Source organism: Algibacter agarivorans (assembly GCF_039543245.1).
GTDB lineage: Bacteria > Bacteroidota > Bacteroidia > Flavobacteriales > Flavobacteriaceae > Algibacter_G > Algibacter_G agarivorans.
Window position 1 is genome coordinate 1 of sequence record NZ_BAABJJ010000010.1, and the last position, 13,456, is coordinate 13,456.

General features: G+C 33.8%; 13 protein-coding genes. 4 read left to right on the forward strand and 9 right to left on the reverse strand.

Annotated elements, in window-relative coordinates; genetic code table 11:
• Positions 1-57: 57 nt before the first annotated feature.
• From ABD935_RS03255 to ABD935_RS03280, 6 genes are all read right to left on the reverse strand, one after another.
• Complete coding sequence (locus tag ABD935_RS03255) at positions 58-840, reverse strand: alpha/beta fold hydrolase (protein WP_345190150.1); 783 nt, start codon at positions 838-840, stop codon at positions 58-60.
• Positions 841-1,017: 177 nt separating this feature from the next.
• Entirely contained in the window at positions 1,018-1,872 is an 855-nt protein-coding gene (locus tag ABD935_RS03260) for a substrate-binding domain-containing protein (RefSeq protein ID WP_345190153.1), read from the reverse strand.
• A 12-nt stretch (positions 1,873-1,884) separates the two neighbouring features.
• Positions 1,885-2,754, reverse strand: coding sequence for a nucleoside phosphorylase (locus tag ABD935_RS03265; protein WP_345190154.1), 870 nt, complete (start codon positions 2,752-2,754; stop codon positions 1,885-1,887).
• Positions 2,744-3,685 carry a DUF1835 domain-containing protein gene (locus tag ABD935_RS03270; RefSeq protein ID WP_345190155.1) on the reverse strand — a complete coding sequence of 314 codons (942 nt, stop codon included), beginning with the start codon at positions 3,683-3,685 and terminating at the stop codon, positions 2,744-2,746. Before ABD935_RS03270 ends, ABD935_RS03265 begins: the two co-directional genes overlap by 11 nt.
• 3 nt (positions 3,686-3,688) lie before the next feature.
• Positions 3,689-4,018 (reverse strand): translation initiation factor, encoded by a 330-nt coding sequence (locus ABD935_RS03275; RefSeq protein WP_345190156.1) that lies wholly within the window; start codon positions 4,016-4,018, stop codon positions 3,689-3,691.
• A gap of 87 nt (positions 4,019-4,105) precedes the next feature.
• Positions 4,106-5,053, reverse strand: coding sequence for an isopenicillin N synthase family dioxygenase (locus ABD935_RS03280; RefSeq protein ID WP_345190158.1), 948 nt, complete (start codon positions 5,051-5,053; stop codon positions 4,106-4,108).
• A gap of 163 nt (positions 5,054-5,216) precedes the next feature.
• Here ABD935_RS03280 and ABD935_RS03285 point away from each other — a divergent pair, with 163 nt between their 5' ends.
• Both ABD935_RS03285 and ABD935_RS03290 read left to right on the forward strand, forming a co-directional pair.
• Positions 5,217-7,193, forward strand: coding sequence for an alpha-ketoacid dehydrogenase subunit alpha/beta (locus tag ABD935_RS03285; RefSeq protein ID WP_345190295.1), 1,977 nt, complete (start codon positions 5,217-5,219; stop codon positions 7,191-7,193).
• Between the two features lie 40 nt (positions 7,194-7,233).
• Complete coding sequence (locus ABD935_RS03290; protein WP_425550194.1) at positions 7,234-7,635, forward strand: 3D domain-containing protein; 402 nt, start codon at positions 7,234-7,236, stop codon at positions 7,633-7,635.
• Here the strand turns inward: ABD935_RS03290 and ABD935_RS03295 are convergent, their stop codons facing one another.
• On the reverse strand, positions 7,636-8,193 hold the full coding sequence (locus tag ABD935_RS03295; protein WP_345190159.1) for an ExbD/TolR family protein: 558 nt from the start codon (positions 8,191-8,193) through the stop codon (positions 7,636-7,638).
• 393 nt (positions 8,194-8,586) lie between these two features.
• Here ABD935_RS03295 and ABD935_RS03300 point away from each other — a divergent pair, with 393 nt between their 5' ends.
• The gene (locus ABD935_RS03300) at positions 8,587-9,258 is read left to right on the forward strand and encodes a hypothetical protein (protein ID WP_345190160.1); all 672 of its coding nucleotides are present in this window, start codon (positions 8,587-8,589) and stop codon (positions 9,256-9,258) included.
• A 53-nt stretch (positions 9,259-9,311) separates the two neighbouring features.
• Here ABD935_RS03300 and mgrA read toward each other — a convergent pair whose 3' ends face one another.
• On the reverse strand, positions 9,312-10,325 hold the full coding sequence (mgrA, locus tag ABD935_RS03305) for an L-glyceraldehyde 3-phosphate reductase (protein WP_345190161.1): 1,014 nt from the start codon (positions 10,323-10,325) through the stop codon (positions 9,312-9,314).
• 84 nt (positions 10,326-10,409) lie between these two features.
• Complete coding sequence (locus ABD935_RS03310; RefSeq protein WP_345190162.1) at positions 10,410-11,720, reverse strand: sulfatase-like hydrolase/transferase; 1,311 nt, start codon at positions 11,718-11,720, stop codon at positions 10,410-10,412.
• 170 nt (positions 11,721-11,890) lie between these two features.
• Here ABD935_RS03310 and ABD935_RS03315 point away from each other — a divergent pair, with 170 nt between their 5' ends.
• Complete coding sequence (locus tag ABD935_RS03315; protein WP_345190163.1) at positions 11,891-13,450, forward strand: DEAD/DEAH box helicase; 1,560 nt, start codon at positions 11,891-11,893, stop codon at positions 13,448-13,450.
• Positions 13,451-13,456: the final 6 nt, after the last annotated feature.

The window sequence follows — 13,456 nt, forward strand, 5'->3', positions numbered from 1 at the left end:
TAGAAATGTATAATCAAAATGTAGCAGCTTAAATCTCGCAATTAATTGTCCACTTTTTTATTGCAAGTCCACTATATATAAATCTTTTTTCCAGCCGGCCAAAGTGAGGACATTTTCTAACAAAGTAAGAAATCCTTTTTCGTTCCCTGGGATTAATTGGCCATAGTAAGAATGTTTCAAATAATCTTCTGACAGTTTCTCTACATCGGCTACTAAAATTTGTTTGTGAACATTTTTTACATTTTTAATACTTGGTTTAGCAACAGATTTAACTAGAAAACGATTTAGCCCTTTTGTTCCTAATAACCTTAAAACAAGAGGAATCCATAAATTCACTCCTGCTGGTGCACCGATCAACAAAAGTTTTTCTACTCTTTCGGGATATTGCATAGCAAAACAAATGCTAAAATAACCTCCCATAGAATGTCCCGTGAATAAGGCTTTGTCCAGTCCTAAAGCATTCATAAACGAGTCAACAAATTCAACAGCACTTTTTCTAAAGTCCACTCCAGTGTAGTCAAAGCTATCAGTTAGACCACATCCTGGGCGATCCACCACATATAAATGATATTTAGTTGAAAGGGGTTTAATAATATTAAACCATTCACTCGAATGGCTACCTCCACCATGAATTAAAATAAGCGGTTTGCCTGATCCGATTTCGAGGTAATGGACATTTTTTACTGGGCCGTTGGTGGTCACTATCTTTGATTGGGGTTGGATTCCTTCCTTGTCAAATAGTATTTTTCTTGTTCTTTTAAATTCCTCGGTCGTATTCATTTTGTATCCATTTTTATTATAATTTCTGCTAACTCGTTTATAGTTACTTTTATCACTCATATCCCATAAGTAAGCAGGATATGATAAGTTTTTATCACTTTTATCCTGTAAATATAATTAATTTTTCTTACGAATAATCAAAAAATCCTGACAGAAATTATCAGGATTTTTAATGAAAATCATCATTACGATAGAAAATAAAAATTACTTCTAAAGTGATTTTATTTTTGGTATATCTTACAATTTACAAGTTAACCTCTCATAATCAACAATCTCAGGTATAATATCCAAAGCAAACAACTCTTTTTGAACATTCATTATGGTGCCTTTATCAATCAATTCTTGAGACCATTCTGTAATGCCCAACCATTCTTGCACATCGTCCAGTTGTTGTTTGTAACGGTTTGCAATGGTTTTATCAATACTCGGAATGTCTTTAAACTCTTGGGTGGTGTTATTTATAATTTCTAAAATAGTTTGTAAATGGTCTTTATTAGATGCAATAAAATCTTCTCTAACAGCAATAACGAAACATGGCCATGGGGAAGGGCAATCATCAATACGCCTGAAAACACCACTGTCTACCAAAGGTTTTGTAGTGAATTTTTCCCATAAAAAATAGTCAGCATCGCCTTCTGTTAAACCTTTAACAGCGCCATCTAAATCTTTTATAACTTCAAAATCTAAATCTTTTTCTAAATCCCAATTATTATTTTCCGCATGGATGTATGCCATTAAATGCGACCCAGAACCGTATCTGCTAATAGCGGCTTTGGTTCCTTTTAAATCTTCTATGGTTTTATAAGGTGAATCATGCCCCACATGAACGCCCCATATTAATGGCGTTTGCACAAAAGTTTGTACAATTTTACTAGGGTTTCCAGCTATGATGTCTTTAATAATACCTTCGGTTAAAATAACAGCAACATCGATATCTCCATTCCTGAGCCCTTTACACATAGCGCCAGTGCCTCCTGGGTAATCATGCCATCGTAAATTGATGCCTTTCTCTTTGTATTCGCCATCTTTTAATGTTAAATACCATGCTAAATTAAAATGTTCTGGCACACCGCCAATGTTAACTTTCTTCATTAGATCAATCGTTTATTCTATAATTTTGTTTAGTGTATAGGTAATTAGATTCTCTATAACGTTTTGAGGGTTTTTACTAAACGTTCCGGAAGCTCTATTGGCAATAATAGCGTTTAAAGATAGGGCATGATGTCCGAGTAATTTGGATAAGCCATAAATAGCCGAAGTTTCCATTTCAAAATTTGCAATGCGATGGCCGTTAAAGTTAAAATCATCCATTTTAGAATTTAAATTTACGTCTTGAATGGCTAACCGTAGAACGCGTCCTTGTGGGCCATAAAAACCTCCAGCAGTAGCGGTTATTCCTTTATGTGTTTTATTGCTTGTAAATTTTTGTTCTAGTTTTTTACTGCCCTTAATAAGTATTGGTCTTGCCTTATTAGAGTGCCAATTTGTTTGTTCTATAAAGGCGTTTTCAATATCTGAATGGCTGATATCTCCAACTTTATAAGCGTGAAGCATTCCATTAATATCGAGTCCGTAAGTGCTTAAAGCAAAAGCATCCACAGGTATGTCTTTTTGTAACGACCCCGACGTTCCTATCCTAATAATATCAAGACTGGTGAGTTTTTCTTTAACTTGTCTAGTGGTAAAATCAATATTAAAAAGTGCGTCTAATTCGTTTAAAACAATATCAATATTATCAGGGCCAATACCTGTTGAAATGACAGAAATTCGTTTTCCTTTATAGGTTCCTGTATGTGTTTTAAATTCCCGTTTTTGAGTCTTGAATTCAATACTGTCAAAACGTTTTGATACGGTATCAACACGGTCTTGGTCGCCAACAAAAATGATGGTTTTTGAAACGTTTTCGGGCTTTAAGTTTAAATGATAAATGCTGCCATCGGGGTTTAATATAAGTTCGGATTCCTTAATGGGCATTTAAAGCAGTTTTTATGAGTTTGTTTTCTGATTTACTGAATTGGAAATCGAATTTTTTAACGCCACCGTACATCATACCATTATCGATTTCTGATAAAAAATTATGTTGCCCTAATAGCGCCTCGTGACCTTTTCTGTTTAGCACTAAACGATCTTTTTCTACCGTATAAAACATGTCTAGTTGATCAATGATTCTAGAAAACTGTAAATCGCCATAGCCATAAAATCCTTGGTAATTAAGGGCATAACCAAGTAAGTGGTGCTTTGAGGTGATGGTGTATTTGTTTATTATTTCAAGTATATTTCTTTCGAGTGTGTTTAAGCCATCGACTGAATCCGGAAAACGTTTTAAATGCGCTTTTAAACAGTTGCTTAAATATTCAAAGGCTGATGGTTTTACAATAAATGGTTTTAACAAATTGTGATCGATACCACAATAGATTCCCCAAATTGTAGTGGCTAAATCGATACCTTCTTCGTCAAGCAAAACCTTGTTTTTATAATGATTCATTAATTGTTCTGGTGATATTTCAGATAAACCTTTTAGATTTTTGCTGCCTTCAATTCTACCGCTACAAACCAAATATATAGGAAGGTCTATTTTTTTTTGTTGAATTAAACTAATAACAGCAACCATGTTTATATGGCAAAACAAATCATATTCAAACCAAAGTACAATTTCAGAGTAATTTTCCGTATGGTTTAATTTGTTTAATTCTTCTTTAATAAAATCTGTGTCTAATTCAACATCATAAAACGCTTTAAAAAAAGTTTTTCTTAGGTTTAAGAATTCTTCCGAATAAACCATTTCAGAAGTGGGGCCTTCACAAAGCATTTCCTGCCATGTTAACTTTTCGCCTTCAATTCCTAATTGATTTAGGGTGTTGGTTAAATGAGTTCCGTTGGTAATATGAAGAGGTTGTTTGTTCATAAATTATCCGCCTACGCGTTTTACGTTAAATCCTTTATCTTTAAGCATCTGCATTATTTTATCGCGATAATCACCTTGAATAATGATTTTATCGTCTTTAAAACTACCGCCTACACTGAGTTTTGTTTTAATTTCTTTTGCTAATATCTTAAAATCTTCTGTTGCACCTGTATAGCCTTCAAGAATGGTTATTGGTTTGCCTTTTCGTTTTTCGTATTTGCAAATTATAGGGTCGTCTTGCATCCAAATTCCTTGAGAATTATTAGTATCAGAAGTTGTTTCTTCTTCAATATGTTCTGGGAATAAATTCTTTAATTGGTCTTGTAAATCCATTTTTCAGTCTTCAGTTTTCAGTCTTCAGTCTACAGTCAATAACCGTAAGAGTAAGCAACTGCCTACTGCTAACAGAGGACTGCTTACTTATTTTTTTAATCCTAATTCTATTAAGCGTTCATTTAAAAATTCGCCTGCTGTAATATCATCAAAGGCTTTCGGGTTGTTTTTATCTATGCAGCCTTCTAAAACATCTAATTTCATATCGCTAATCGGATGCATGAAAAATGGAATAGAATAGCGTGATGTTCCCCAAAGTGCTTTTGGTGGGTTTATAACACGATGAATGGTAGATTTTAATTTGTTGTTGGTATGTCTTGAAAGCATATCTCCAACATTAATCATAAGTTCATCGGGTTCTGCAATAGCATCAAGCCATTCGCCTTTATGGTTTTGAACTTGTAACCCACGACCTTGAGCGCCCATTAATAGTGTAATTAAATTAATATCGCCATGTGCAGCAGCTCTAACCGCTTCTTTGGGTTCTTCAGTAATAGGTGGGTAGTGTATGGGGCGCAAAATTGAGTTTCCGTTATGGATGTATGCGTCAAAATATGTTTCTTCTAAACCTAAATGCAACGCCAATGCACGTAAAACATACTTGGCTGTTTTTTCAAGCATTCTATAGGTTTGTTTACCTATTTTGTTGAATTCTGGAAGTTCTTCAACAGTCACATTATCTGGATATTCTGCTTTTAGTTTTTCATCATTCTCAACGTATTGTCCAAAATGCCAAAATTCTTTTAAATCACCTTCTTTTTTGCCTTTAGCACTTTCTTTTCCAAAGGACACATAGCCACGTTGCCCACCAATTCCAGGGATTTCATATTTACGTTTGGTTTCTGTCGGTAAGCTGAAAAAATTTTTAACCTCACTATATAAATTATCGACCAAATTATCATCCAAAAAATGACCTTTAAGGGCCACAAAACCAATGTCTTCATAAGCTTTTCCTATAGCATCTACAAAGTTTTGCTTTCTAATGGGGTCATTTGAAATGAAGTCAGTCAAATTAACACTTGGTATGGTGTTCATCTTATTTTTTATTTAAATATGTGTCTATTACAAATGTACAAAAACATTGCAAAGTTTTACTAGTTGAGTTTTGTGGAAATATATAAGTGATATTTACTTTTTATGGTATATTTGATAATGAAATGACGCTATTTTTATGAAAACCACAAAAGCTTCAATTTACATGACATACACTATTAAAAATCTTGATACCGAGACCTTATTCGCATTGTACAAGAACATGTTAAAACCAAGATTAATAGAGGAGAAGATGTTTATTTTATTGCGTCAGGGAAAAATAAGTAAGTGGTTTTCCGGCATTGGGCAAGAAGCCATTGCTGTTGGTGTTACGATGGCTTTGCAAGATGATGAGTATATCTTGCCAATGCATAGAAACCTTGGCGTTTTTACCACAAGAAAAATTCCGCTTTATAGATTGTTTGCACAATGGCAAGGAAAGGCTTCAGGCTTTACAAAAGGGCGTGATCGGTCGTTTCATTTTGGAACACAGCAATATAGGATTGTAGGCATGATTTCGCATTTAGGGCCACAACTAGGAGTTGCCGATGGTATAGCATTAGCTTCTAAATTGAAAAACAAAAACCAAGTCACTGCTGTTTTTACAGGTGAAGGCGGTACTAGTGAAGGCGATTTTCATGAAGCTTTAAATGTAGCGTCAGTATGGCAATTGCCTGTTTTGTTTTGTATTGAAAATAATGGTTACGGATTGTCTACACCAACTCGCGAACAATACAATTGTAAAGATATAGCCGATAAAGGCTTGGGTTACGGCATGGAATCTCATATTATTGATGGTAATAATATTGTTGAAGTATTTACAAAAGTTAGTAAAATAGCTGAAAGTGTTCGGAGTAAACCCAGACCTGTTTTATTAGAATTCAAAACCTTTAGAATGCGTGGTCACGAGGAAGCTAGTGGAATAAAATATGTTCCGCAAGGTCTATTGGACGCATGGGCAATGAAAGACCCTGTGATGAACTTTCAAGCTTTTTTAAAGGACGAAAACCTTTTAAATGAGAACCAAGAAGTTTTAATAAAGGAAGCTATTGTTCATGAAATTAATGAACATTTAGAAGTAGCTTTTAATGAAGAAGATATTATTCCTGATGAAACTATTGAATTAAATAATGTGTTTAAAGAGTTTGAATATCAAGAATTTAATAACAATTTAGAACTGAAAGAGATGCGTTTTATCGATGCTATTTCCGAAGGTTTAAAACAAAGTATGGAGCAGCATGACGACTTGGTTATTATGGGGCAAGATATAGCAGAATATGGCGGGGCTTTTAAAATAACAGATGGTTTCTTAGAGCAATTTGGTAAAGATCGCATACGAAATACACCTATTTGTGAATCGGCTATTGTTGAAACTGCCATGGGATTATCTATTGCCGGTATTAAGAGTGTTGTAGAAATGCAATTTGCAGATTTTGTAAGCTCTGGATTTAATCCTGTAGTTAATTATTTGGCAAAGTCTCATTATAGATGGAGTCAAAATGCCGATGTGGTTATTAGGATGCCTTGCGGTGGTGGGGTTGCTGCTGGACCGTTTCACTCACAAACAAACGAAGCTTGGTTTACTAAAACCCCAGGTTTAAAAGTGGTTTATCCTGCTTTTCCTTATGATGCAAAAGGATTGTTGGCAACTGCCATTAATGACCCGAATCCTGTTTTGTTTTTTGAGCATAAGGGCTTGTACAGAAGTATTCGTCAAGATGTTCCAACAGATTATTACACGTTGCCTTTGGGAAAAGCTTCTCTTTTGAAAGAAGGGCATGAGGTCACTATTATTAGTTTTGGCGCTCCGATACATTGGGCTTTAGAGACTTTAGAGAATAATCCTGACATCTCAGCAGATGTTGTTGATTTAAGAACACTTCAACCTTTAGATACAGAAACGATTTTCAACTCGGTTAAAAAAACCGGGAGGGCCATAATTCTTCAAGAAGATTCTTTGTTTGGCGGTATTTCTAGTGATATTTCTGCATTAATTATGGAGCATTGTTTTGAATACTTAGATGCACCAGTAAAACGGGTTGCCAGTATGGAAACACCCATTCCTTTTGCAAAACAACTAGAAGATCAGTATTTGCCAAAAAACAGATTTGAAGTGGCTTTAAAAGAATTACTGACTTACTAATTTTTAATGTTTATCTTTAAGAAGCATTAAACTTGTTGTTTTGAGAATTCTACTACTATTTGTAATCGTGATTTTTGGCTGTAAAAATGACGAACCTGCTTTTGAGGATGGTTACATTTGGGACTCTATAGATGTTACAGCATCAGCCTATAATTCACTAGCTTATCAAACAGATTCTGATCCAAATATTACAGCTTTTGGGGATAGCTTAAAACCTGGATTTAAATATATAGCAGTCTCAAGAGATTTGCTTAGGCTAGGTTTAAAACATAATATACCTGTCAAGATTGAAGGTCTTGAAGGGATATATTTTGTTAAAGATAAAATGCATTCTCGATGGACAAAACGTATCGATATTTACATGGGTATAGATGTAAAAGCGGCAAAACAGTGGGGTAGAAAAAGAGTTTGCATAGATTACGGGATTCCTATAAAGGAGTAGTTACTTTGTTTCAGCCTCCGATACTATAAACGGGTAAGCCTCTTTTGCTTGTTTTTGTTCTGCTTTTGATAATTTATCCAAAGGCTTTTTAAGCGCATTTATACTGTAATCATGTCGTAATTCAAAATAAGCCTTAGTTAATTCATTTTGCACAGCTATAAACTTTTTGTAGGTGGTCTTTTTTCCGTTTTGTAATGAAACTATCGCTTCATTTGGGTTATCCGAAGATTTCAAGTTCTTTACTCCGTTACAGTAATTACAATAACCATCGCCATTATTGTCTAAAAAGTTTTTAGTGATGTCTTTTATATCTTCAATAGCAATAATGTCATCTTCAATCATGACCTGATCGTTATTATTAATCATGATGCGCAAAATATTGCGCTCATTTATCAGATTTGTACATTTAATTCCGGGTGGACATTCTCTAGGAAGCATCCTTTTAATGCCTTTGTCTGAAGAAATTGTTGCGGTAACCAAAAAGAAAATAAGTAATAAAAAAGCAATGTCTACCATAGACCCTGCATTGACTTCCGGAATTAATTTTGAATGTCTCATGATTATGGATTTTATGTTAATGTGAATTATCGTTCATAAAAACAATACCTTAAACATTTTGTAAAAGGATAAGAGTTGGAAAAAGCATACTTATAATGCTATTTACTGATTTTAGGAATGGTTATTGTTAAACTCATACTAAATATTGAATGGTACCTAGGTCTATTTTCAGATAAAAATAATAGCTTTGATGCCTCTAATGCCAATGAATTTTAAAGTGATTGATGGTAGATTTGAAATATATGTTCTTTAGATAAGGCAGAAAATATAAGTATAGCCTTAGTTGAAGTTATATTTTGTATTGAAGTATAAAGGAAATAGAAGCGGATTTATTCAATTATTTTGAAGTTTTTTTGTATAATTTTAACCTAATTAAAAAAATATATAAGATTGATGAAACCTTATATTTTATGTATTGTACTATTTCTTTTTTCGCTATCAAACTATGCACAGATTGATAGTAAAAAGAAATCTGTTGCTATTCCTGCCGTTGAGAGCAAAAAAAATTCTTCAGATATAACACCATCAAAGCCCATTCCAAATAGCAACAATACTTTTGGAATGAATAGACCTAAAGTGTCTCCCAGTCTTGAAATGCCTAAAAAAGATTTTTCAATGTTTCCTCAGGAAGAATTTGGTAACCCAGGGGAACTTTACACCAAACAAGTTGATAAAAATTTAGAAAATATAAAATTAACTCCAGAAGAAGTTGAACAACGAAATGGCAGTAGTACCGATCAGTATTTTGGAGATTTTAAAAGCAAAGCCAAGTTTGTTAATGTAGTGTATAGAGATCATGGTTATGTTGATGGCGATATTATTCAAGTACGGGTTAATGATGATATTATTCACGCCAGAGTATTTCTATCTGGAGGTTTCAAAGGTTTTAAACTGGATTTAAAAAAAGGGTTTAATAAAATTGATTTTGTTGCTTTAAACCAAGGAGAATCTGGACCTAATACTGCTGAATTTAAAGTTGTTGATGATGCTGGAATTCTAGTATCAGCAAATCGTTGGAATCTTGCTACTGGTGTAAAAGCTACTATTATTGTTGTTAAAGAGTGATATTAAATCAATTCCTAATTAATTAAGGTTTTAGTTAAAGCACACCGACTTACTTAAGAAACAATTTTATCAATCAACTTCAATTCCTCATCACTAAACCCTAAATTATCCAAAGCCTTTGCATTTTCTTTTAATTGATTAGAAGAACTAGCGCCCACTAATACCGAAGCTACTTGTGGTTGTCTTAAAATCCAAGAAATAGCCATTTGTGATAGTTTCTGTCCACGTTCCTGTGCAATAGTATTCAGTTTTTGAATTTTTTCAATATTTGTAGTAACGTTTTCTTTATTTAGGTACGTTAAATCTTTGGATGCTCTAGAACCTTCGGGGATGCCTTTTAAATATTTATCCGTTAGCAAACCTTGAGCTAATGGAGAAAAGGCTATACAACCCACACCATTCTTTTCTAAAGTATCCAAAAGCCCATCTTCAACCCAGCGGTCAAACATAGAATATCTAGCTTGATGCAAAATAAAAGGCACATTTAAGCTTTTTAATATCTCAGCAGCTTTTTGGGTATCCTCAGGACCGTAATTTGAAATGCCAACATATAATGCTTTTCCCTGACGAACAATATCGGCAAGGGCCCCCATAGTTTCCTCAAGAGGTGTATCTGGGTCTGGTCTATGGTGATAAAAGATATCTACATAATCTATCCCCATACGTTTTAAGCTTTGGTCTAAACTAGATATTAAATATTTTCTAGACCCTAAGTTGCCATAAGGCCCAGGCCACATATCATAACCCGCCTTGGTGGCAATAAAAAGTTCATCTCTATAAGGCTTAAAATCTTTATTGAATATAGTGCCAAAGTTTTCTTCAGCAGATCCATAAGGGGGACCGTAATTATTAGCTAAATCGAAATGCGTAATTCCTAAATCGAAGGCTGTTCTTAAAATGTTTCTGCCATTTTGAATAGGATCAACAAACCCAAAGTTATGCCATAATCCAATGGATATAGCAGGTAAAAGGACGCCACTTTTCCCAGTTCTATTATAGGCCATGGAATCGTATCGTTTTGTATCTGCTAAGTAGTTTTGAACTCCTGACTTGTCGTTAATCTGCATGATATTGAAATTTATGAAACGTAAATGTATAAATTAGTTTTTTCAAAACTTGATTAAATATTGGGTAAAAACCAAAAAAATTATCTAATTTCTTATTTCTAGTAATTTGGCAGTTAATTCATCTTTGATTAAAGCGTTTTCAGAACTTAAAGGCAATTGATTGGCATTCAATAAATTTGGGTTTTCTAAAGGGTTATCACTTAGATTGTATAATGCTTCAGAACCATCGTTGAAATAAATATATTTATGAGTTGTATTCCTTATGGTATAATCATCATTTTCAGTATATGCGTAATCCCGTTTACCACCATCAGAATCACTTAATAAACCTTTAAAACTCTTACTGTCATTTATTTCTGTAGTTTCTGTGCCAGCAATATCAGCAATGGTAGCAAATAAATCAGTGGCATTTATTAGGGCATATTCACTAGCATTGACTCTTGTAACATGCTTTCCTGAAATTACCATAGGTACGTTTACACCGCCTTGATAAATGCTGCCTTTAGCACGTCTAGAGTTATATCCTTGTGCCACTTTCCCAGGCGTACCATTATCTCCAATAAAAATGATTATGGTGTTTTCTCTTTCGGCGTCAGATAATGAATTTATTAATCTACCCATTTCTGTATCTAAAGCTTCAATCGCTGCCATATAATAGGGTAGTGGGTTTGTGTTTATACTTGCATTATCAGATGGCAATGCGCCTTGGGCATGTAAATTGTTTGGGGGTAAATGAAACGGTGTGTGTGGCGCATTAAAAGCTAACCACAAAAACCAAGGTTTTGATTGTTGGTCTACCCAATTAATAGCCAAATCTGTAAATTTTGTGGTTGTATAATCCGTTGAAGTGCTTGTTGAACCATTAACGTTTAAAGTCCAATTTGTATAAGAAGGGACGCCGCCTCCTGTAAAACCTGCAAAATAGTCAACGCCCATGTCATTAGGATGATTAGTATTTCTTGATAAATGCCATTTTCCAATTACAGCATTAGCATATTCATTATTTGTATTTAAATCCAAATATTTTTGTAATGAAGTTTCAGAAGTAGAAAGTGGATCGTCAACAGCTAAAACCGAGGTTCTAAGTCCGTATTTACCTGTAATTATGCCTGCTCTAGTAGGCGTACATGTTGGATTAGACCATAAGTTGTTAAACTTAATTCCAGAGTTCATTAAGCTTTGAAGATTCGGCATATTTGGTTTAACAGAACCTATGTCGTATCCTGGACATGCATCTAAGCCCATGTCGTCAGCAATTACTAATAGAATATTAGGATGTTCACTCGTTTCTTTAGGAGTTTCCATGTCAATGTCTGTGTCATCTATATTTTCAGAATTACTGCTACATGCCATGATAGAAATCGATAATAAAAGTAAGAAAAAATAGTATTTCATAAATTTAAGTGTTTTGCTCTTCAATAGTTTAGATGCCCAATCTAGTTTAAACTTGTGAACAAATTTTTAATTATTTATAAAGTTGTTAATATTCCTTGAAAATTTTCATAGCAATCATGATAAATAAACCCTTTAAAGGTGTTATTTTTGCACGTTACCAAATTTAAAGTATGTCCAGTACAAAAGCAGAATTAGAATTAGAAGAAAGAAAAGAAGGTAAGGATTTATACAGCTACCAAAAAGGAGCTATAGATAAAATTTTTACAGCTTTTGAAGAATCTCCAGAAGACTATCATTTATTGTATCAGTTACCAACAGGTGGTGGTAAAACCGTTATTTTTTCTGAAATAGTAAGGCAGTACTTAAAGCACCATCAAAAGAAAGTGTTGGTGATGACACACCGTATTGAGTTGTGTAAGCAAACCTCAAATATGCTTACAGAATTTGGAGTGCACAACAAAGTAGTAGATAGTAAAGCAGATTTAAGCGATCAAGCAGAATATAGCTGTTTTGTGGCGATGGTTGAAACCCTTAACAATAGGCTTAATGATGATAAACTAGACATTTCTGATATTGGTTTGGTTATTATTGATGAAGCACACTATAATTCGTTTACAAAATTATTTAAGTTTTTTAGTCAGTCGTTTATTCTAGGGGTTACCGCAACACCTTTAAGTTCAAGTATTGAATTACCTATGACTGATAATTATGACGAATTAATTGTTGGTGAAAGTATAGAATCGCTTATTGAGAACGGATTTTTGGCTCGTGCTGAAATGTTTACTTATAATGTTGGGTTAACCTCGTTAGTAGTTGGTGCAAATGGTGATTATACAGTTAAGTCATCAGAAGATCTTTATACTGATAACGATATGTTATCTAAGTTATTACAAGCTTATGAAGAGCGATGTAAAAATAAAAAAACATTAATTTTCAATAATGGTATCAATACGTCTTTACATGTTTATGATACGTTTAGAAGAGCAGGGTACCCTGTAGCGCATTTGGATAATACCAATACCAAAAAGGAGCGTGCCATGATATTAAAATGGTTTAAGAAAACGCCTGACGCTATTTTAAGTTCGGTTAGTATTTTAACCACGGGTTTTGATGAGCCTACAGTAGATAGTATTATTTTAAATAGAGCAACAAAATCATTGACCTTGTATTACCAAATGATTGGTCGTGGTTCGCGTATTTTAAAAGATAAAAAAACATTTTCTGTTATAGATTTAGGTAATAATTTCCATCGATTTGGTCCTTGGGGCGATGGTTTAGATTGGCAGCGGATTTTTAAATCGCCTACTTATTATTTGGATTCTATTTTAACTGATGATGAACTAGAAAGCAACTTTAGATATGAAATGCCCGATGAATTGCGTGCAGAATTTTCAAAATCTGAAGACGTGCATTTCGATATTCAAAAAACGTATGTAGATTCTATTAGAAATGGAGAATCTTCAAAAGTGGTTTTAGAACGTTCCATAGAGCAACATGCTAAAATTTGTATTGAAAATAGCGAAGATGTCTATGATGCACTGGCATTAGCAAAAATGTTGGGTGATGATGTTGATTTTAGAATACAGCGTTACACGAAATGTATTAGCAAAAGCACATTTAATTTTGTGGACTGGCTTAAAGGAGACTACAGAAAGAAACTAAATTCTTATTTACGCTCTAATTTTGATGAGGTGTTTGAACAAGTTCATGGGTATCCTCCAGAAGATTAGTTTGTT

What these genes read in the sequence shown, in the direction of transcription:
- ABD935_RS03260 (WP_345190153.1), bottom strand. Translation starts at nt 1,872, where the DNA reads ATGAAGAAAGTTAACATTGGCGGTGTGCCAGAACATTTTAATTTAGCA.
- ABD935_RS03265 (WP_345190154.1), bottom strand. Translation starts at nt 2,754, where the DNA reads ATGCCCATTAAGGAATCCGAACTTATATTAAACCCCGATGGCAGCATT.
- ABD935_RS03285 (WP_345190295.1), top strand. Translation starts at nt 5,217, where the DNA reads ATGACATACACTATTAAAAATCTTGATACCGAGACCTTATTCGCATTG.
- ABD935_RS03295 (WP_345190159.1), bottom strand. Translation starts at nt 8,193, where the DNA reads ATGAGACATTCAAAATTAATTCCGGAAGTCAATGCAGGGTCTATGGTA.
- ABD935_RS03300 (WP_345190160.1), top strand. Translation starts at nt 8,587, where the DNA reads ATGAAACCTTATATTTTATGTATTGTACTATTTCTTTTTTCGCTATCA.
- mgrA (WP_345190161.1), bottom strand. Translation starts at nt 10,325, where the DNA reads ATGCAGATTAACGACAAGTCAGGAGTTCAAAACTACTTAGCAGATACA.
- ABD935_RS03315 (WP_345190163.1), top strand. Translation starts at nt 11,891, where the DNA reads ATGTCCAGTACAAAAGCAGAATTAGAATTAGAAGAAAGAAAAGAAGGT.
- ABD935_RS03280 (WP_345190158.1), bottom strand. Translation starts at nt 5,053, where the DNA reads ATGAACACCATACCAAGTGTTAATTTGACTGACTTCATTTCAAATGAC.
- ABD935_RS03275 (WP_345190156.1), bottom strand. Translation starts at nt 4,018, where the DNA reads ATGGATTTACAAGACCAATTAAAGAATTTATTCCCAGAACATATTGAA.
- ABD935_RS03270 (WP_345190155.1), bottom strand. Translation starts at nt 3,685, where the DNA reads ATGAACAAACAACCTCTTCATATTACCAACGGAACTCATTTAACCAAC.
- ABD935_RS03255 (WP_345190150.1), bottom strand. Translation starts at nt 840, where the DNA reads ATGAGTGATAAAAGTAACTATAAACGAGTTAGCAGAAATTATAATAAA.
- ABD935_RS03310 (WP_345190162.1), bottom strand. Translation starts at nt 11,720, where the DNA reads ATGAAATACTATTTTTTCTTACTTTTATTATCGATTTCTATCATGGCA.